Source organism: Sporomusa sp. (genome assembly GCF_035561155.1).
In the GTDB taxonomy this organism is placed as follows: domain Bacteria; phylum Bacillota; class Negativicutes; order Sporomusales; family Sporomusaceae; genus Sporomusa.
The window spans coordinates 1-20,194 of sequence record NZ_DATMYD010000051.1 but is presented as its reverse complement, the minus strand read 5'-3'; the positions used below and the strand labels follow the sequence as shown (position 1 = coordinate 20,194).

General features: G+C 43.9%; 22 protein-coding genes. 5 read left to right on the top strand and 17 right to left on the bottom strand.

The genetic code is table 11. The features are described from left to right. Positions 1 to 251 precede the first annotated feature (251 nt). Together VN447_RS06225 and VN447_RS06220 are read right to left on the bottom strand one after the other, a co-directional pair. Positions 252 to 1,712, bottom strand: coding sequence for a trimethylamine methyltransferase family protein (locus VN447_RS06225; protein WP_325523928.1), 1,461 nt, complete (start codon positions 1,710 to 1,712; stop codon positions 252 to 254). 207 nt (positions 1,713 to 1,919) lie between these two features. Continuing rightward, on the bottom strand, positions 1,920 to 3,395 hold the full coding sequence (locus VN447_RS06220; RefSeq protein ID WP_325523926.1) for a trimethylamine methyltransferase family protein: 1,476 nt from the start codon (positions 3,393 to 3,395) through the stop codon (positions 1,920 to 1,922). Between the two features lie 920 nt (positions 3,396 to 4,315). Between VN447_RS06220 and VN447_RS06215 the strand changes: the two genes are divergently transcribed. Further along, positions 4,316 to 5,734 carry a sigma-54 interaction domain-containing protein gene (locus VN447_RS06215; protein ID WP_325523924.1) on the top strand — a complete coding sequence of 473 codons (1,419 nt, stop codon included), beginning with the start codon at positions 4,316 to 4,318 and terminating at the stop codon, positions 5,732 to 5,734. Positions 5,735 to 5,954: 220 nt separating this feature from the next. Here VN447_RS06215 and VN447_RS06210 read toward each other — a convergent pair whose 3' ends face one another. The 14 genes from VN447_RS06210 to VN447_RS06145 form a co-directional block, all read right to left on the bottom strand. Next, positions 5,955 to 6,575: a TetR/AcrR family transcriptional regulator gene (locus tag VN447_RS06210; protein WP_325523921.1), complete on the bottom strand. Its 621-nt coding sequence runs from the start codon at positions 6,573 to 6,575 to the stop codon at positions 5,955 to 5,957. Between the two features lie 89 nt (positions 6,576 to 6,664). Continuing rightward, on the bottom strand, positions 6,665 to 7,915 hold the full coding sequence (ylbJ, locus tag VN447_RS06205; RefSeq protein ID WP_325523919.1) for a sporulation integral membrane protein YlbJ: 1,251 nt from the start codon (positions 7,913 to 7,915) through the stop codon (positions 6,665 to 6,667). Positions 7,916 to 8,410: 495 nt separating this feature from the next. Beyond that, a complete protein-coding gene (locus VN447_RS06200; protein ID WP_325523917.1) occupies positions 8,411 to 8,785 on the bottom strand; it encodes an RDD family protein in 375 nt (124 codons plus the stop codon). 98 nt (positions 8,786 to 8,883) lie between these two features. Next, the gene (locus tag VN447_RS06195; protein WP_325523914.1) at positions 8,884 to 9,360 is read right to left on the bottom strand and encodes a metallophosphoesterase; all 477 of its coding nucleotides are present in this window, start codon (positions 9,358 to 9,360) and stop codon (positions 8,884 to 8,886) included. Next, the gene (locus tag VN447_RS06190; RefSeq protein ID WP_325523912.1) at positions 9,357 to 9,965 is read right to left on the bottom strand and encodes an XTP/dITP diphosphatase; all 609 of its coding nucleotides are present in this window, start codon (positions 9,963 to 9,965) and stop codon (positions 9,357 to 9,359) included. Before VN447_RS06190 ends, VN447_RS06195 begins: the two co-directional genes overlap by 4 nt. A gap of 3 nt (positions 9,966 to 9,968) precedes the next feature. Beyond that, on the bottom strand, positions 9,969 to 10,712 hold the full coding sequence (gene rph, locus VN447_RS06185) for a ribonuclease PH (RefSeq protein WP_325523910.1): 744 nt from the start codon (positions 10,710 to 10,712) through the stop codon (positions 9,969 to 9,971). A gap of 29 nt (positions 10,713 to 10,741) precedes the next feature. Next, complete coding sequence (locus VN447_RS06180; RefSeq protein WP_325523908.1) at positions 10,742 to 12,061, bottom strand: histone deacetylase; 1,320 nt, start codon at positions 12,059 to 12,061, stop codon at positions 10,742 to 10,744. After that, the gene (locus tag VN447_RS06175) at positions 12,058 to 13,731 is read right to left on the bottom strand and encodes a hydantoinase/oxoprolinase family protein (RefSeq protein WP_325523906.1); all 1,674 of its coding nucleotides are present in this window, start codon (positions 13,729 to 13,731) and stop codon (positions 12,058 to 12,060) included. Before VN447_RS06175 ends, VN447_RS06180 begins: the two co-directional genes overlap by 4 nt. Before the next feature lie 28 nt (positions 13,732 to 13,759). Beyond that, positions 13,760 to 14,515 (bottom strand): acyl-CoA dehydratase activase, encoded by a 756-nt coding sequence (locus tag VN447_RS06170; protein WP_325523904.1) that lies wholly within the window; start codon positions 14,513 to 14,515, stop codon positions 13,760 to 13,762. 27 nt (positions 14,516 to 14,542) lie between these two features. Further along, the gene (locus VN447_RS06165) at positions 14,543 to 15,538 is read right to left on the bottom strand and encodes a 2-hydroxyacyl-CoA dehydratase family protein (protein WP_325523902.1); all 996 of its coding nucleotides are present in this window, start codon (positions 15,536 to 15,538) and stop codon (positions 14,543 to 14,545) included. Positions 15,539 to 15,631: 93 nt separating this feature from the next. Continuing rightward, positions 15,632 to 16,303 carry a coenzyme F420-0:L-glutamate ligase gene (locus VN447_RS06160; RefSeq protein ID WP_325523900.1) on the bottom strand — a complete coding sequence of 224 codons (672 nt, stop codon included), beginning with the start codon at positions 16,301 to 16,303 and terminating at the stop codon, positions 15,632 to 15,634. An 11-nt stretch (positions 16,304 to 16,314) separates the two neighbouring features. Further along, positions 16,315 to 16,857, bottom strand: a complete 543-nt coding sequence (locus VN447_RS06155) for a hypothetical protein (protein ID WP_325523898.1) — start codon at positions 16,855 to 16,857, stop codon at positions 16,315 to 16,317. 43 nt (positions 16,858 to 16,900) lie between these two features. Next, entirely contained in the window at positions 16,901 to 17,731 is an 831-nt protein-coding gene (gene murI / locus VN447_RS06150) for a glutamate racemase (protein ID WP_325523896.1), read from the bottom strand. An 88-nt stretch (positions 17,732 to 17,819) separates the two neighbouring features. Next, a complete protein-coding gene (locus tag VN447_RS06145) occupies positions 17,820 to 18,224 on the bottom strand; it encodes a thioesterase family protein (protein WP_325523894.1) in 405 nt (134 codons plus the stop codon). Positions 18,225 to 18,382: 158 nt separating this feature from the next. Here VN447_RS06145 and VN447_RS06140 point away from each other — a divergent pair, with 158 nt between their 5' ends. From VN447_RS06140 to VN447_RS06125, 4 genes are all read left to right on the top strand, one after another. Beyond that, positions 18,383 to 18,517 carry a hypothetical protein gene (locus VN447_RS06140; protein ID WP_325523892.1) on the top strand — a complete coding sequence of 45 codons (135 nt, stop codon included), beginning with the start codon at positions 18,383 to 18,385 and terminating at the stop codon, positions 18,515 to 18,517. Positions 18,518 to 18,557: 40 nt separating this feature from the next. Next, positions 18,558 to 18,728 (top strand): hypothetical protein, encoded by a 171-nt coding sequence (locus VN447_RS06135; protein WP_325523890.1) that lies wholly within the window; start codon positions 18,558 to 18,560, stop codon positions 18,726 to 18,728. Between the two features lie 9 nt (positions 18,729 to 18,737). Beyond that, on the top strand, positions 18,738 to 18,920 hold the full coding sequence (locus VN447_RS06130; protein ID WP_325523888.1) for a hypothetical protein: 183 nt from the start codon (positions 18,738 to 18,740) through the stop codon (positions 18,918 to 18,920). A 135-nt stretch (positions 18,921 to 19,055) separates the two neighbouring features. After that, complete coding sequence (locus tag VN447_RS06125) at positions 19,056 to 19,340, top strand: DUF2325 domain-containing protein (protein WP_325523886.1); 285 nt, start codon at positions 19,056 to 19,058, stop codon at positions 19,338 to 19,340. 653 nt (positions 19,341 to 19,993) lie between these two features. On the opposite strand, the gene VN447_RS06120 is transcribed toward VN447_RS06125, so the two are convergent. Then, a partial coding sequence (locus VN447_RS06120; RefSeq protein WP_325523884.1) for a hypothetical protein occupies positions 19,994 to 20,194 on the bottom strand: 201 nt, incomplete at its 5' end.

Below are 20,194 nucleotides of genomic sequence, written 5' to 3'. Positions count from 1 at the left end.
TAGTCCCTTATTAAGAATGTCCAATGGTGCAAACCCTTGCTCAATATACCGTTTAGTAGCTTCTTTTGTTCCATTTACGTCCCCATTTAATACTAGGTCTGCCAATACTTTAAAATCACTCATCACATGCTCCCCCTTATTGGAAAATCTAATCTAAACTCAAGCCTCATTAAATCCATTTATTGCGCTAAAGATTTATTTCTATGACATGTTTGGCGATACAACTCATATACCTCTGCGATAACAAATGATTACTTATATTTCTCTTCAGCCTTTGCCACAATGGCATCTAATTTAGCCAGGACTTCTGGCGGCAAGGGTTTACGTGCTCCTTGGGCAATAATTTCTTTCACCTTCTCATTAGCTCTGGCCTTAAAGTCTTTTTTGCCATCAGCAGCCCACTTTTCATAACTTGTTCTTATAAAGTTCGTAGGTGTCCATCTTTTTCTAAAGTGTTTCATTGTATGCTCTTCACCCAGAAAGTTACCGCTGGGGCCGACATTATGAATAGCTTCTTCCGCTAGCGTTTCGAAACTTACCTCAATCCCCTCAACAATGCGGCGAATATAACCAATAGTCTCATCACCCAAGACCAAAGCTTCCAAAGACGAAGACATTGCCGTCTCCAGATAGCCCAGGAAGGTGTTTACATTTGAACCACTTACTATTCCGGTGTATATTTGGACGCCAATGTCAAATGCTGCTTGTTGGTCAAATATAGGTGAGTCGGTGGTGCCGAGATGAACAACAAACGGCAGATCCAAATAACGGAAAATGTCGGCAGTGGCGGCTTGCCCCAAAGAAAATTCAGGACCGGTATGAGAGAATGCCATTGTTCTCATATCAAACATATCTGTCCAGCAGGTTGCCATAAAAGGACAGCCCTCGTTAGTTAGTTGAGAGAGCAAAAGTCCGACCAGCGTATCCGCTAAACCCATAACAAAACTACCTGCTAAAGTCACGGGAGCAGTGCCACCTAGTATAGTGGCAACTACATAAGGGGTGGGTATGCCAATTTCAAACATGTAAAGCAATTTATCAAGAGTGTCTTCTGCATGAGCCAGAGGAGTGGAAGCGCCAGCCCCGGCGATAACAAAAGGCTTAGCCAGGAATTTATCCATGCCGCCGGCAACGGCAGCACACATTTCAACCTGAGCTTTGATGTTATCTCTAGTGAAGTTCCATAACCAATGAGGTTTTGTGGTGTGTTCTAGTAGAATACGAGTCTCATAAACATCGGCTAACATAGATGTACAGTCGGAAATACATGCTAGTCCGGTAGCGAGATCTATATTAGGAAGCGCATCAATCACCAGACCAGCCTTTGCCACATCCTGTTTCGTAGTAAGCCTTTTTTCGCCGGTATTTATATCAATTAGATATTGGTTTTCAAAACCGGTCCCAAAATAACTATTTCCATTGTTAGCACCAAGGTGCAATGCAGGATTGCCTTCTCTATCATAGATGGTAATTTGGGAAGGAGCGGTTCTGATTGCTTTTTCCAACAAGTATGTTGGAATGTATACTCTGATTCCGTCTACCCGACAACCACCTTCCTGCAATATTTTCCGAGCACCCTCATGATGAACATTACAACCTGTTCTTTCTAATACTCTAAATGCAGCATGAACAATCTCTCCACATTGTCCTTCATTCAAGACTTTAAACTGAACACTTTGTTTGGTTACGGAATTTGTTTTAATTTTATTCATGTTTTCCCTCCACTCTCGTACTTTTATTGTGCTAATTACCCAATTTCTCTTTAACGATATTCGCAATTTTTAATCCTGAAAATTGCAGCAACTACACCAATAAAACGGAAGAATGCAACAAAACAGCTTACATTGATTTCACTAATGATACTGACTGTTTACTTAAATTGATTCCCTACGATCACTCCACAGATAAATATGCTATTCCTACCTTTCTGTAGAATGATGTCCAGCATGGCTAATCCGTGCTTCGGCTCTGGCCAGGATTTCATCCAGTTGCTCCATCACTTTATCACTTAAGGGGTTTTGAGTGCCTTGAGCGATGATTTCTTTTACCTTAGCATTCAGGCGATCACCCAAATCTTTTTTGCCTGCTGCTTCCCATTCTTCTCTAGGTTGCGACATTAGAACAGATGGCTGCCAAGATTCCTTGAAGTGCTTAAACGTATGCTCTTCAGCTAAAAAGGTACCGCCGGGACCTACATTGTGAATGACTTCCTCTGCCAATGTTTCGGCACTGACTTCGATGCCTTCGACCATGCGCCGGATATAGCTGACGGCTTCATTTCCAAATACCATTGCTTCCAAAGAGCCGGTGTTACATGTTTCCAAAAAACCGACAAAATTGTTCAGGTTGGCACCACTCAAAGCACCAGTATAAAGTTGCATCGTAATGTCAAAAGCAGCCTGTTGATCAAAAACAGGGGAATCGGATTCACCAAGATTAGCGGCAAAGGGAAGATCAAGATAACGGAAAATATCTGCCGTTGCGGCTTGGGCTAAAACAAATTCCGGCTTTGAGTGCGATATTGCGAGCGTTCGCATATTCAAATTATCAGTGGCTTTTGCAGCAATAAACGGGGCTCCAGGGTTTTTTAGCTGACTGATAATTAGGCCTACTAAGGTGTCGGCCAAACCAACTACATTGGCTCCGGCAATGGTAATAGGACCGCTACCACCAAATGTGACGCCAGACACATATTGGAAAGGCAGTCTTTTTTCAGCCAAGTATAGAATTTGTGAAACGGCATCATCGCTGTGGACTAAAGGATCATTAGGACAAATAATGAACATAACAAGTGGTTTCTCAGTTAGTTTATCAATGCCTCCCGCGGCAGCCGCACACATATCGACGATATCTTTCAAATTATCGACATTGGATGCCCAAGTAAGTATTGGTTTGGTTGTATGAGGTAGCATAGCATGGACCTCGTGTAAATCAGGGAAGTCATAGTCCGACACCATAGCCAAGGCACTTGTCCAAGCAGTATTAGGCAAGGCTTCGCAAACCATGGCAGTATTGACAACGTCCGCTTTTGTTACTCTACGTCTTTTACCTGTTTCAATGTCAATAATAAACGTATTGGTGGGACCAGGTCCAAAATAGCTCTTATTAGCTTCCAAATAAACTGCAGGATTGCCCATTCTGTCATATAAGGTTAGCCGCGAGGGGGTGGTACTAATTGCTTTTTTTAAAACGAACGAAGGGATTCTCACTCGTTCGCCCTCCACAAAACAACCAGCCTCCTTCATTAACTGCAAAGCTACTTTATTGTGGATGATACAGCCAGTTCTCTCCAAAACCCGGTAGGTAGCATTCACGATTTCTTCGCATTGTTCTCGATTAAGGACTTGGTATTTAACAGATTGTTTGGATACACAATTTGTTTTTATGCTACTCATTGTTTTCCCCTTTCTAACTCCCTTGGTTTCTCGACTACTCATATAATCGGCCACTCTTATTCAATAGAAATAATAGCAACACGATTATCTATAGTTCTTTTTAGCATTTTCCACAACAGCATCTAATCCAGCCAACATTTAACTTGACCTTCATTCAAGACTTTAAACTACACACTTTGTACGGTTACGGAACTTGCTTTAATTTGCTTCCCCTTTTCTTCCTCCTTAAAAATTCCTAACTAATATAACAACTACACAAGTTTCCCATTAGCGCTATATGAGATTCTCTTAATTAATTTATTAAGCAATAATTGTGCCAAAAATAAATTAATTAAAATTAAATGCAGATACCTTGATTACCAGAGTTATCTTATAATAACTTACACCTTTTGTTAGCACACGCTTTATCTAAACTGTAATAAATTATTCCATCTTCTTGATATAAGAGGCACAAGGCCTATATCCGGTGGCACATTTTCTGATGTTAATAAATTTATTACATGTACAACTTTATTACGTGTACATGTTTCATCATTTCAACAATGTGGATACTGCCTCAATTGTGTGTTCTACGTCGTGTATGATTCAATATAGCTGCTTAGAACTACACGAATGTGGTTGGGCTATCTAGTCAGCAGTTGATCTACCTATAAGCAGGTAGCTTTGTTAAGTCAAAGCCACACGCCTAGCGTGTGGTTTTCATTTAGACAATAAAAAACAAACCCAATTTACAATGGGTTTATTTTTTAAAACGATTTATACCGTTTGCTTATCAGTAATATTATTATTACGTTGCACTCGACAGAGCGTCATGAACACAAGCTAATAATTTATTACATGTAAATTTCTACTACAGAATTCTTGTATATGTTTTTAAATAATGTAATATATTGGTAAGGACATGTTTAGGAGTGGTGTTTATGATTGATTTACAAGAACAAGTTTACGAGTTAAAATGGCGTAATAAATTGTATGAAGACATACTTGATGCTGTACTACAAGGTGTCTATATTATTAACACTGATAGACACATTGTTTGGTTTAACCGCGTTATTGAAGAGTTAGATAGTGTCTTTCGCGAAGAAGCTATTGGTAAAAAAGAAGAAGCTGTCTGGGAAAACCTTAGTAGTATGACCAATACTGTAGCTGAGGCTATTAGGACAGGGAGACAAACCGAAGAACAACTCCTTGCTTATACCGGTACAACAGGTCAAGACATGGTAATTTTTACGCAGTCCTATCCATTTTACTATGAAGACAAGTTGAAATGTGTATATTCTTTGGCACATTATATTGACTACTCTGGAAAACAACTAAACAAGATTGCTGAATATAGACAAAATTTTATGAAAAACAAAGTTAGAATAATAAACAACACTAATTTTACTCTTTATAATGTTGTAGGTAGCAGTAACAAAATACGCGAATTAATTGCGGTGTCTAGAAAAGTTGCGTTACATAATTCGCCTATTCTGTTATATGGTAAAACAGGTACTGGGAAAGAAATTTTTGCTCAAGGTATTCATAATGCAAGTTTATTTAATAAAGGACGTTTTGTTGCTATTAATTGTGCTGCGATTCCTGAGAATCTCCTAGAAACTATATTTTTTGGCTCTGTTAAAGGTGCATTTACAGGTTCTTTAGATAAACCAGGCCTTTTTGAAGAAGCAAATAACGGTACCATATTTCTTGATGAACTAAACTCATTACCATTATCTATTCAGGGTAAATTATTGAGAGTTTTACAAGAAAGGCAGGCTTGCAGGGTTGGTGATAATCACAATTACCAGATAAATTGCCGTATAATAAGTGCTACAAATCAAGAACCGCGTAAATTGGTGAAAGAAGGAATTCTTAGGCCTGATTTGTATTTTAGACTTGCAGTTGTTACTTTGGAAATTCCCCCTCTTACTGAAAGAAAAAGTGATATCTTAGACCTAGCAAAACACTTTATTACAAAATATAATTCAGAGTATAACTTACACATAAAAACTGTTGACAACGATGTTCTTAATGTTTTTTACCAGTACTCTTGGCCCGGTAATGTGCGTGAATTGGAACACACGATCGCATATATGATGAATTTTGCAGATCCCCAAAATGAAAAACTATCTACTAATGAATTACCCTCATATTTAAAAGAGATCTTTGATCAAAAGAACAGCAGCCATTATTTAAGTGATGGATCTTCCTTGCAACAAATGTTGGAAAAATATGAAAAAGAGGTTTTAGAAAAGACTTTAGAGCAAAATCATTGGAATATATCTCATACGGCGAAGAAACTGGGTATTCATAGAGAAGCACTTTATTATCGCATTAAAAAATTTGGTTTAAAATAATAAGGCTTTTAATGAGAAAAGCCGATATCCATGCTACAAGACAGCATGAACTTTTGCAGATTCCATACTTTCCTGCAAAAAAATGATCTCAACAGCCGCAGATAACTCGGCCAGCAAAGGGATTATCGGTTTAAATACTTTAGCATTATTTGATTCAAGTCAAATAATAGGATAAAAAAATCACTCACCAGATTACTACTGGATAGCGTTTATTGATATTTTATTCGATAACGATATTTATTGTTCTCTGTTTCAATCCCAACACATGATCAATAAGCTCTTCTGCTAGTTTAAACTGATATACTAGCAACTCTTTTGGAGATTTTTCATAAATCTCCTTAATCAAAGAATCTATTATGGCTTGAATGATATTCACTGCAGCTAGTGGATGCGTTGTTTGAAAGTAGTTTTTTTGATTCCCTTCTTCGATAATTTCCAGGAATAAGGGATTCGTTACGTGTTTGCCTTGACGTGCTAACTTATCGATGAAATGGATCATACGATCATTATAGATAAACTCAAATAATAATTTTTTATCTCGATAAATACTCTTTAAAAGGACCTGTATTATGAGTTGAATTTTACATAGTGGAGTAATATTGTCAGTCCGAATCTTCGCTTTAACTTCTGATACAAAAGTCAAAAGATAACGTTGAATCAACGCCTCTAATATCTCTTCTTTTGATTTAAAATAATAATAGATTGTTCCGTGTGCTACACCCATGTTTGTTACAATATCACTAATACTAGTCTCCTGGTAACCTTTTGAATAAAACAAAGGTTCGGCAGCATTTAAAATCTCAGTAATGCGTACTTGGGGATCCTGGGGTGGTCGAGCCACTGCTATCACCTTCCTTATTTGACTCTAATCAAGTTATATAATAATTGGGTTAGTCAAAACTTATTATATATACCTTGTCCTTAGGTCCCTTATCTTCTTATGCAGAAATATAAACTTCTTATGAGATGAATTATAATGGATAAAGATATCACTATGCCAAGCAAAATAATAACTTGTTTACCTGCTTGTTCTATTCTAATGAGCCAAAAATTGATTGTATTTGTGCTTCCCATATTAAACATAACGGGAAAGCTTAACACTTTGGCCACAGTATTGATTGGTCCCATAAAAAGTAGTGTAAAAACTGCGGCCAGCACGGCGTGTATAAAACGCGCCGCAAAATAGGGACCCATTCTTATGCCTGATTCAATGATAATACTGGCTACCTGCCCGTGAACGCATAAGCCGCTCCAAGCTATAAGTGCACTAACAATAACTGCTTTTTCTAAGAGCGGGGCATCGGCTTGACTGGTTGCTAGAGCGCCTAAATCAAGCTCAAATAGACCAATTACTAATGCTGAGGATAAGTTACTGCTAAATCCCAGTACATTTAAGATAAAGGCGAAAGCATGGTCTAAAAAGTTTGTTAAGCCTGCGACAGAAATGATTTTTAAAAACACCGAAAATAGAATAATAAATCCGCCAATCTGCAATATTGTATTCATAGAACTTTTTACCGAGTCACCTAGTAATTCACTAAACGAACGGTTGTCGTCCTGTTTTTGTTTATACAAAGCGCGAAACGATCTTACAAGGATATTTCCTTTTGTACAGGTTGAATCTGTTAGTTGCTTATCACGATTTTTCCCATGAAACCGAAAAATAAGTCCAACAGCAAAGCTGGAAAGATAATGTGCCAGCGCGATGGTTGCCCCTAATTCCGGCACGCCGAACATACCAACAGCTACCGCGCCAAACATAAATAAGGGGTCTGCTGTATTTGTAAAAGCTAATAGTCTCTCAGCTTCCACTTCGGTACACATTTGATTTCGCCGAAATTTGCAGGTTATTACGGCATCCATGGGGTAACCCGATGCCAGTCCCATAGACATGGCAAAGGCTCCCACGCCGGGTACATTAAACAATGGACGCATAAAAGGTTCAAGTAGTACCCCTATAAAATTTACCACACCTAAACCCATAAGTATTTCCGATAAAATAAAAAAAGGCACTAATGAGGAAAATACGACATTCCACCAGAGATTAAGTCCGGTCATCGCTGAATCAAAAGCTTCTTTTGGATATATTACCATTGCTACGGTGATAAAAACGATACTGAATGCCAAAAAATAGGTTAGTAAGTGAGAACGATAACGGCTACCTCTCTCCCTAACACTCATGTGGCCATCTCCTTCTCTTATCATTCCGACCTTTCCAGTTCCGCGTTTCTCCTATTTGTAAAACTAATTGGCTAATTTTATCGTGCTATAATGGGGAATTTACTGAAACGGGAATGCCTTGGATAATCGAATACATTGTAATGATTCCTCCTTAATATTAATGTTTTTAATTTCAGGCTATTACTGGACACCATGACTGGGTTCTAAGGATTGTTTTTAGCATTTAAATACTTTAGTATTATTTGATTCAAGTCAAATAATGGATAAAAAAAGGCGCTCATCAGATTATCACTGGATGCAGTCTGATACTATATATATTGAATGGGCAAGAGTAATATAACTAATGCTGATAGGAAAATAGCAGCGAAGGTGCCATAAAAAATCAATATCAAAATCGTTTACCTACTATCTAATCTAAATAGTGGATTGCAACCTAAAAATTACAAAAACCTGTAACACTCCAAGGAAGCGTTACAGGTTTATAAGTCCTACCTCTTACTGCACCTTAATAACCAAAGTATCAGCCACCCGGTCACCCAAGCGCTGATTGTGCACTGACGTCCATACCAGCACCGCACCAACAAGATATACGAATAAACCATCAATAATCCTACAAGCAGTACGAATAGCAGCCGCCTTCATATCACAAGGAGACCCATCAGTTTTTACAACCTTAAGCCCACACAGCATTTTGCCGGGTGTAGCGCCGTTATTGCTTTCGAAATAGGTGTAGTAACAAAAACCGATTAGCATCGACCATAGATAATGTGCTCCCCCAAGTCCAGCAGCTATTGCTCCGCCGATTACCGCTAGAATAATGCCGTCAACAATTGTAGACAAAGCGCGAATGCCAACACCAGCTCCTTCCATCTCTGTTTCACCTCCAATACTGCGATATCTCTGTATACTAATATATGCGTTAGCATTCACGTAAGTGCAAAAAAAGAAAACCTTGCCGCCTGGCAAGGTTATAGTTCCCTAATAGATCCCTCGATAGTACCATTTTCAGTTATATCTAAGATGCCATAGCTTGGTTTTGATCCACCCCGCGGCGCTCTTGGGCTTCCGGGATTAAACAACAAGATCCCATCCTGTTGACTATTGTACGGAATATGCGTATGCCCAAAAACAACAATACTAACACCATATTGCCTGCCCCACCACGCCAATTCACTTACGCCGTATTTAACGTTGTGACGGTGTCCGTGGGTTAGCCAGATTTTTTTACCGGCAATTTCAATATACTCATCAGCAAGCACGGCATTGGTCCGGTCGCAATTACCGGCAACAACGGTCAACGGCAAGCCTGTCATCTCAGCGAGCCGCCACCCATCCTGATAATAGTCGCCGGCATGAAGCCAATGCTCAACGGGACCAGCGGCAGCAATCACTTGTTTTAGAATGCCTACGTCGCCATGACTGTCACTGACAACGCCTATTCTCATTTTTCTAACGCCGCCAGTTTTTTGGCCAATTCTCTTATCGCCCGGCCGCGGTGGCTAATAGCGTTTTTCTCTTCATGGGACATTTCAGCGAGAGTGCGGTCTAGTTCCGGCACCAGAAACAGCGGATCATAACCAAATCCTTGATCGCCGCGCGGCTCAGAGAGAATAACCCCTTCCACCGCCCCCTCGGTCGTAAGGAGTATTTTCTCAGCATTAGCCAACGCTAACACACAACGGAATCTGCCTAAACGTTTCTCAGACGGCACGCCAATCAAATTATCGAGAAGTTTCTTATTGTTATCCTCATCACCGGCGTGTTCACCTGCGTACCTAGCCGAATAAACGCCCGGTTCGCCTTTTAGATAATCAACCTCTAAGCCAGAGTCGTCAGCAAGGCACAGCTTACCTGTCAAACGTGCGTAAAATTCTGCTTTGGAGCAGGCGTTCTCGGAAAAAGTTACGCCGTTCTCAGGCGCTTCAGGAAAACTTCCTAAATCAGCCAATGAGAGCACTGTATAAGGCAGCCCGCTTAGCGCTACTTTGAACTCGGCTACTTTGCCTGCATTTTTGGTGGCGACAATAATCTCTTTGATTGCTTCCTGCACCAGTTATCCCTCCCGGCCTACTTTCCATGCCAGCTTTCCGAGCGTTTCTTTTTGAATATCCAGTAATTGTTCAATGCCCTGACCGCCCACGGCCAGCATCTCGTTTAACTGAGCTTGCGTAAACGTTCCCTTTTCACCTGTTCCCTGGACTTCAACAAACTGACCGCTGCCAGTCATGACCAGATTCATATCAACAACAGCGGTTGAGTCCTCGCTGTAGCATAAGTCAAGATAAACTCCTGCAGGTAAAACGCCTACACTGACAGCCGCTAAAAAGTCTTTCACCGGAAACGGCTTGGGACTCTCACCCCAAATGCTGTTAATGGCATCAACAAGAGCAACAAATGATCCGGTAATGGCAGCTGTCCGGGTGCCGCCGTCAGCCTGCACAACATCACAATCCAACCATATGGTTTTTTCCCCCAGCGCCTTAAGGTCAATGACACTCCGCAGGGCTCTGCCGATTAACCGCTGAATTTCATGGGTACGGCCAGTCAATTTGCCTCTGGCAGCTTCCCGTACATTACGGCTCTGCGTGGAGCGCGGCAATAGCGAGTATTCAGCGCTTACCCAGCCTTCACCTGATCCCTTTAAAAACGGCGGTACTTTATCTTCAATGGTAGCAGCACAAATGACCTTGGTATCTCCAAATTCAACAAGCACTGAGCCTTCAGCATACTTTAAATAATTGCGGGTGATTTTAACTTTTCGCAGTTCATTAACTGCACGTCCGTCTGCTCTGGTCATAATGACCTCCTCAAAGATAGATATTTTTCTTAGACTTCTTCTAGTATATCTTGCTCTTTATCCTGAATAAAATAGTGGTCGTGCCGGCCTTCTTTTTTGGCCTTATGTACGGCGTCCTGCGCCTGAATCCGGCAGGTCCGGCAGCTATTTCGGGGGATAACAGCAGCAAAGGCTGATTTTACCCCGAATGGATAGCCTTCGGCTTGAGTAGACACGGTCTGGTAGCCATGACAGTGAGGACAAAGCCGTACTGTTTCACTCTGCTGTTCTTGAATGCCGCTATCGTCATAATAGATGTTCCGGCGGCGCTGCCAAAGGTCTCCGGCTTTGGCGACAGCTTGGCGCCGGAGTTCATCCCGCCCGCTCCAGATTTCCCGCCACTGGGCTACCATCTTGGCAATAGACTGGGTATTGGCCTCTGATTGACGCGGACAGCGGACAATATCTGGTTCCACCACCCGGCTGTAATCCAGACCGGCCATAGCGAGGATTATGCCGGTATTTACATACGGCAGTGCATCTTCGATTGAGTAGCCACCCTCCAGGACGGCAATGTCGGCGTGTAACTTCTCCGCCAAACGCGCGTATCCCTGCGCCGTTACAGCCATATTGGCCAGTGGGTCGCTGTAATGATTATCCTGCCCTGCAGAGTTAATAATCATGTCTGGCTTAAAATCTTCCAGCACCGGCAAAATGAGATTATCAAGCACATAGTGAAGACCGTTGTCAGTGGTACCAGGCGGCAGCGGGATATTGACTGTTGAGCATAACGCGCCCGGGCTGCCCAGCTCAGTCATCGCGCCTGTCCCCGGATACAGCGTACGGCCATCCTGGTGAAGCGAGATAAATAGTGTGTCCGGATCATGATAAAAAATATCCTGCGTACCATCACCATGGTGGACATCGGTATCCACAATAGCTACCCGGTTGAGCCCGTAATGGCGCCGGAGATATTCTACCATGACAGCTTCAATGTTTATGGTGCAAAACCCCCGGGTACCATGTACCACCCTCATGGCATGATGCCCAGGTGGTCGCACTAACGCAAAAGCGTTACTCACTTCACGGCGCATAACAGCCTCTGCGGCTGTTATTGCTCCTCCTGCTGAAACCAGATGAGCGTCGGTTATAAGTGAGGCAATTCCCGGTACACCGATATGGACGCGTTCGGCGTCCTGTAGTTTAGCTAGTTTTGGCCGGTATTCTCTAATATTCGGCAAATCTAGCAGACCTTCTTCAACAATCTGGTCACGTGTATATAGAAGGCGTTCTTCACGCTCCGGATGGGACGGTGTTATCGCCCAGTCAAAAGCGGGGAAAAACACTAACCCCAGCGACTTATCTCTCATGGTCCCGCCTCCCGCGCGTATACCGGCATCAGTACACCTGGTTTTACCTGCAGTCTGCATGTCATAATCTTACCGATGGTGTTAAACCCGCGAATGACATTAAATTCTTCCTCATACAGCCGCTCGCTATGGAAAGAAGCTTCAGCCATACCGCCAGCGGCCGCCCGTTCACTAAGATGGGCTTCTGCGGCCGTCCAGGCATCCTGTAAGGAAAACCGCCTTTTATCAACTTGCCTCTTGACGCCTAACTCAGGCACAGTATAAAAACCTTGCGCGGTATCAGCTCTAAGCGTAATTTCAGTCGTCGACCGGGCTGAGGCCGCACCGACGGCGTTAGCTACCATATGGCCCTGAGGGACCTGCCAAGGCAGTTCCAGCTGTTCAGCTACCAATGGCGCAAGTCCTATAGCGGCGCCGCCAACGCCAATAACCAGTTCTGGGTTAAAATTCTCGCCATACACAATATCTTCGACTTTATATACAGGTTTTGACGCCTGTTCAGTCAGCATCTCGCGTATTGCCTGGCACACAGTGTCAGTTGCCACACGCAGCGTTTCCCACGCCGCGTCTTCCGGCGTCTGACCATCTATAGCCACTCTGTCCATAGCCTGTCTGGCCAGTTCCAAATCACCATAGTCAATCAACCTGGCTACCCGCAGTGCATCAGTCACGGCAGGTTCTATGCCACCGTTTGCCATCGCCGGTCCGCGCCGCATAGGCCCGACAGCCAAGCTGCCGTTTTCCCGCCGCACATAACTGTCACCACCAATGCCTACTGATCGGAGCCAGAACGAACGCACCGCTGTAGGATAGCCATTCACAGTAGCCCCGCCTGGAGCAAATAGCGGTGCACCATTTTGCCATAAGGCAATATCGGTTGTAGTGCCGCCGATGTCTAACGATACTGCCGGTTCTTCCGGGTTAGCCAGCGCCATAATGCCAAGCACACTGGCCGCCGGTCCGGTAAAGATAGCCTCTACAGGCCTGGACTTAGCTGCTGCCAGCGGCAGTGTGCCGCCATCAGCCTTTAAAATATAGACAGGCGCGGCAATCCCCCGTTCGGCCAGCGCCGCTTCAATAGCTGCAGCGAACTTACTAAATATACGCCACACGGCGGAATTATAGTAGGCCGAATTAATCCGTCTGAGATAATTCAGCGAGCCTGAAACCTGAGTTCCAAGTGTTATATAAGCAGGCTTCAAGTACTCCTGCACCCACCCGGCAACCACCTGTTCCTGCGCCGGATTGCGTACTGCAAACTTGCCAGCCACAGCGGCCACCGTAGCGCCGCTTATCTCGTGGCATATGGCAGCAACTTCCTTCTGATCAGGTGCAGCCTGCTCCCGGCCACGGTGATCGGTGTATCCTGACAAGAAGTATGGCTGCTCTGGTACCAGCCCGGTAAGGTTAAGCCCCGGTCCTGGCATCAATAGCAATGCTGCTTTATCAGTTTTCCCCTCCACCAGAGCATTGGTCACAATGGTTGTTGACAATGCCACACGCTTAATTTGCTTTGCGTCAATGGCTACAAGCACCTTGTCAATGGCTGCTACAATACCACTTAGCAATTCCCTGTGCGTAGTCGGAGTTTTTGCTGATGCCAAAACGTGGCCATTTACAATGACCACTGCATCGGTAAAGGTCCCGCCCACATCAATTCCAAGCAGCAAATCTTTCGCCTCCAAACCGTTTGGCTGGCTAGTTATATACAGCGCAGCCAATCGCGCCGTTTAGCTGGGGATGTTCAGGCACAATGACCTCCACACCCATTTCCCGGGTAATAAATTCTCTGATAGCACCACCGAGCGCTACACCGCCGGTAAAGACAATCTTGTCACTTTTCAGTGCACCCAGCATGGGTTTTATCCGTTTATAAATAGTATAATTCACACCGGCTGACAACTCAGCCACGCTATACCCTTCCACAATCCGTCCAATAAGCTCAGACTCGCCGAAGATGGCGCAGGTAGCACTAAGCTCCACCGGGTTATCACTATAGTTTGCCAGTTCTTCCAATCCAATCCCAAGAACAGCTGCCATATTTTCAAGATACCGTCCGGTACTTGCCGCACATTTGTCATTGGTCTGGAAGTCCACCATCCTGCTCTTGCGTACCTTGATGACTTTGCTGTCCTGACCACCTAAATCAAGCAGCGTAAAATCAGTCAGGCCTGTCTGCGCGATTGCGCCCAGCATATGAGCTTTTAGCTCAGGAATTATCGTTGCACCGACAATATTAATAGTATTACGGCCATAACCAGTGGCTGTCAGCTGTGAAACCTCAGGAAACCCAAGTGCGCCAAAGTCTACAGCCAGCCCGCCTTCAGCCCGCTGACCGTACTCACGGTAGAACTTAGCAGTTTCATAAACAGTAGCTGCCTTAAGCTCTTTTGTGTCAGCATCCATTACCACCAATTTTACGCTGCGACTACCTAAATCTATGCCACACCGCATAGCCTTCCTCCTTTACCCTGTCCGGTATTAACGCAGCATTTCCAAAAAGCTGTCAATCCGCAGTCTGGTCCTGGCGTCAATCTTACCTGGTTTATCGCCCTCAATCGTCAAAATAGGCACATCAAGTTTCTCACGTAGAATGATGTCCTCAATCTGCCGGAAACAAAAGCTCTGCACATAGTGAACGATTCCATCGAGATTCCGACGCTCAATTTCAGCCTGAATATCTTTAATCCGTCCAAATACACCATACGGATACGTATACAGCCGGTATTGCTCTACAATATCATCGGTGACAAACGGCATAGCAAACTGCCGTTGCACCTCGTTATATACAACTCTGGCACCCATAGTTTCTAAATACGGGTACAAATCGGTAAAAATGGGCGGCACGCCGATATAGCCTAGTTTTAACTCATCGGAATACTCGCATGCATTACCGGTTTGAGCCAAGAAGTTATCTACGTCTTTGGCGAAAACGTCCACATCACTATTAAAGTCGCTGCAGCTGACTTGATATAAATGATTATAAAAACCACTTACCGTGTTTTCCTGCCAGGTAAGCCGATCAATCTCGGCTACTTTGAGGCGCAGCTTATCCAATTGCCGTTTAACAGTATTGACTGCTTCCCAGTTTGTCCCTAAAGCTGTCATCAGTTTTTCCATTTGCAGTTTCAATAAGTCGTAGTCGCGATCAAAGGGATATGCAAACGGAATGGTCTCAACACCTGCCAGCTCATAGGTTTCCATAAGCGCGTGCGTATTACTGCAGTCACCTTGGGTAACGGCAATGACCTTGTCAATACCGCCGAAACTCGCATTAAGCTCCTTATTAACCACAACGGCATATAATCCCTTTATCCAGCCACAAATATTCCGGGGATAACCGGCGTCTTCAGCCGTTTCCACCATGCGCCCGGCCTCCGGGCTGGTAATAAATATATTGTTTAAGTCAACAGGGATATGCCCTGCTGCTAAAATAATCTCGACCGGCACAGTAGTTGTAATGCCGATGCGGGCCATATCAATCACGCCTCCTAGATAGGTTCCAATAAAGATATAGATATTTAAAACAGAGGATAGTCTGCCTACCCTCTGTCTGATGAAAAAGTCAAACTATTGTGCGGTCGCTTTTTGAACAGCTAAACCGTAGTTTTTTATAATAACAATCGGTGTTTTCTGGCTGGCGTTGCCGAAAGGATTATCAATAAGTATCTGGGCAACTTCCTTGGGATTGAGCCCTTGAGTAACACCTAGTACTGCCGCCCGCTTAAGGTCGTTTACATCGGCTACAGCAGCGCCGTAACAGCCCAGCCGTTTTTTTATGGCTTCGGCTACACCGTTAGGATCAGCCGGTCCGTACACAAGGTGTTTGTCAAAGGGTGGCATCGTCCCGGTAACATCGTCAATCAACGCGGCTTGTTCACCGGCTAGCTCATAAAAGAGACCGTGTCTGCCTACCACTTTGCCCAGCATGCCAAGAAACATTGCCCAGGCGACCCGCCCGCTGCCTTCGGCATTCATTGCAGACTGCATGCCGTACACACTGGATAGACTGCCTTTTTGCGGTACAAAGCGGCAAAGTATCCGGGCCAAAAATGATGGATTCAGATCTTCAGGACGCACGACACGTCCCTGAGTAATTGCCACAACACTTTCAGCAACTGACACCACATCATTAGGACCAATATCGTCTTTAGCATATTGCTCGATAACATCAACAATATTATCTTTATCTGTAAGAATCCGGGTACGCACCGGTCTTAGCTCTAGTGCCTGCTCTGTCATAAGTATTCCCCCTATCTGGCTGCGGCTTGCTGGCCGGCGGCAAGAGCCTTCTGTATTTCGCTGGCTGTCATGACCAGCCGGTTTTTATGGATATACCAGGGACTGCGGGCGACTACCTGAAAGACAATATCAATCGGCATATCAACCATATCCTTGAGTGCAGCCATAATATCGCCAGCTTTAGCTGTGAATTTTACTGTCAAAATAATCGACCCGCCGGTATTCTTAGGAACAATATATGCCTCCCAATAGCCATCGCTGCGGTTAGCACAGTCAAGCGTCAGGCGTGAATCGGTATCTACGGCGTCAAATTGTTCATAGGGCAAAAAATGGCGGGGAAAAACGTCCATCAGCGTACCATCCTGCGTACCATTATTGATAAACGGTACAGTGGCACTGAACGTCGCGGTATCTTTGGTTACCTCTGTAAGAGTAAAATCAGTACGTTGGTCAACGATAAACTGAAAATGGGCATCACCCTGATTCGCAATGTACAGCCATATGCCAACAGCTGCGCCTAACACGAGAATCACTAAAACAGCTAAAACTTCCATACTACTGCCTCCGCATCCGGGTATCGGCAAGAAACCCTGTAATTTAGACTTTTAAACAATAATCTTGTAGGTTAACCAATTCAAACTTAGGAGCTAACTCCTGCGTCCGGGGAAAATCAATGGCACAAGCCGCCACTCGCTCTGCCCGCGGCAAGTCAGCCGAAAAACAGAGCCGCACCCGTCCTTGTGCACGGGTAGCAAGCTTGTCGTTGTAGGCAAGTTGAGTACGCGCCTCAGCTGCCGTTTCCCGGGCCGGGTCAATAAGAACAACTTCTGGCCCCATAATGTCGCGAATGAGTGGACTGATAAACGGGTAATGGGTACAGCCGAGTATTAACGTGTCAACATTACTATCTGCAAGCGGCTTAAGGTACTCCCTGGCTGCGGTTTCAATCTCAGGTCCAAACAATTTTTCCTGTTCAATGAGCGGAACAAACCGTGGACAGGCCTGAGGGAAAACGGTTGCAGCCGGATCCGCAGCCTTGATGGCCTTGGCATGCTTGCCGCTGTTGATGGTGGCCTCAGTTGCAATAACCCCTATCCGCTTATTCCGGCTAGCAGCCAGGGCAGCGTAAACGCCATTATTAACTCCGATTAATAAAAATGGAAATTCTGTCTTAGCTTGTTCCAGTCCAAGAGCGGTCATGGTATTACAAGCCGTTATCGCCATTTTGACTTTTTGCTCAGAGAAAAAAGTCAAAATTTCGTGCAAAAAACCCAAAATCTCAGCCGGCGGCCGTGAGCCATAAGGGGTACGGGCGGTATCGCCAAAATATATTATATCTTCTCCAGGCAACAGGCTTAGTACCTCTCTAACCACAGTAAGCCCGCCCAGTCCGGAATCAAAAATCCCGATTGGCGCATTATCTCCCATGACGCCACCTCCTATCAAGTTAGTCTCCCTTGGCGCCATATATAATATGCAAAAGGCACGATTGTTGCAAACTTAACTACCAACAATCTTAATCTGGCAACGGGCTACTTAATTTTTTAAAATAATTATCCGGCAGGCGAACAATTTTTCCCTGCTTATTTGTAAATGCATTTTGCGTACGTCCGGTAGCCAAGAGCGCCCCGTCGTGTTCTCGCAGTACCCTGTAAGTGAAGACCATCTTTACTTTCGACACTTCGGACAGCACGGCTTCAATAAGAATATAGTCGTCAAATTTAGCTGACATACGATATTTGCACTCAACGTCAGTAATCGGAAATACAATATCCTCGGCCATTAAATCATTAAGAAGTATCCCGACCTGCCGCAAATACTCCACTCTGGCCATTTCGAACCAGCGAAAGTAATTGGAATGGTGCACTACGCCCATCATGTCTGTTTCAACAAACCTTACTTTTTCTCGTACTGTAATCATGTTAGCCAGTCCTATTCCCAATATTTGTTTATAAGAAAAAAAGCACGCTATCAGCATGCTGGTAGAAGAATTTACGTATTTATTGTACTTTTCTTGGACATTTTTGTCAATGCCAGATTGGTCTTAACCTGGACAAACTAATACCGGAGGTGAAGATAATGGCTATTGTCAAACAAAACATTAAAAACGGTTTTGCATCGAAAAAAGTAACTTTAGGCGATCCACAGGATGTACCAAATCGTACCAGCGCTCACGAACCAAATGTGCAAACCAGACCCTTGCGACCAAAATAATTTAGCATATTCAGTAAATAATAAGTAAAGGAGATATGCTATGCCAATATACCGGGTTATTATTGACGGTCAGGAAACAGGGGAACCGATCATTGCAAGCAGCTACGCCGACGCCTATTTTGACGTTGCCAGCACAATGCCGCTAACCTATCAAACAGATGTTACCTTAGTGGCAGTTGAACAAACCGGTGACAACCATTCAATTCAATGAGGTGATTTAATGACCTATCGGGCAAACGGTTCTTATTTGAGGTTCAAAACCCGTATCAAATCAACTAGCATACTGCCTTCCGCCGGGCTGGCTATGGATATTGCTATTACTGAAAATCATAAAAACCAGCATTTACGTGACGAACCTAGTGTGAGACAAAGCCAAAACGTCTACGACGCCCTATCAGAATAGAAGCCATTTTATATGGCCATCGCTTTCTCCTCGCTGGGAATCGATGGCCATATTCTGCCATATCTATTGACGTGGCACGTATTACCCTCTATAATAGTAATTGAGAATTATTTTCATTTGTATTGGAGTGATATTATGTCAGTATTCATCGTAGGTGCCGATGTTTTAGGCAATATACCTTCTAATCTTTCAAAGGCAGGCGTTAAATCCCTGCAGCATTTTAAAGGTCGTAAACGGATTTCTGAGGACATTCAAATACCGGCAAATACTGACCTAGTCTTAGTCATTACAGATTACATATCCCATAATATCGCTGAGTTAATTAAACGTAAAGCAAAAGAGGCTTCGTTGCCGGTTGTGTTCTCTAAACGCTCCTGGAGTCATCTCCAAGAGAAAATTCAGCCCTATATGGTAAAATAGCCAGATGTTCAAAAACAATTTTCATAACTGTAGGTAGGGTTACCGTTTGCAATCTGCTTGTGTGAGGATTTAATTTTTATCTAATACATTCCGAAATACATTTTAAAGTTTTACCTCCTAGTAGTTGATGTGTTAATAACCATCAACTACTAGGAGGTAAAAACATGAACATTTCGTCTCTTAAGAACTGGGCATTGTACAATACCCAAACTAGCTCAAATGTTACTTCCACCAAGACCTCGTCACAGGACTCATCAGACACGACAAGCATACAAGCCACAAGCAGCAACACCGACGGTGACACCTTTCAACTTTCAAGCGATAGGCAATCGATGATTCCCGAACAGTATCTTCCCCCGCCGCCTCCTCCCTCTCAGAGCAGTGACTCAAGTAACACTGGCATTACGGACACCAACACAGCTATCCAGAGTATCCTAGACACAGCATCTAGCAACTCCACCACCGATTCAAACCTCCAAAATATGCAAAGCCAACGATTCAACCCACCCCCGCCGCCGCCTCCTCAGAGCAATGAAGCTGATGCGAGCACTAGCACAGTATCCAAGGTTTCCAGTCAAAGTAGCTAGGCACCCCGCCCTCTAAGACCACGTACAAATAAGCGTTTATCCCAACAGGGATGAGCGCTTATTTATTTATTGATAGTAACGCCCCCCAGGGTTTTGTGGTAGCAGCATTTTAAAAAGCACCAGGTAATGAACTGAACCGCGAAAAATGGACATTGAAAGAAAAAGCCTCCAGTTGTAGGATAGAATTACGACTGGAGGTTTTGTCATGTCAGGAAAAAAAGGAATGTCACGATATGGGCAAGAGATGAAAGAGAGGGTTGTCCAGGC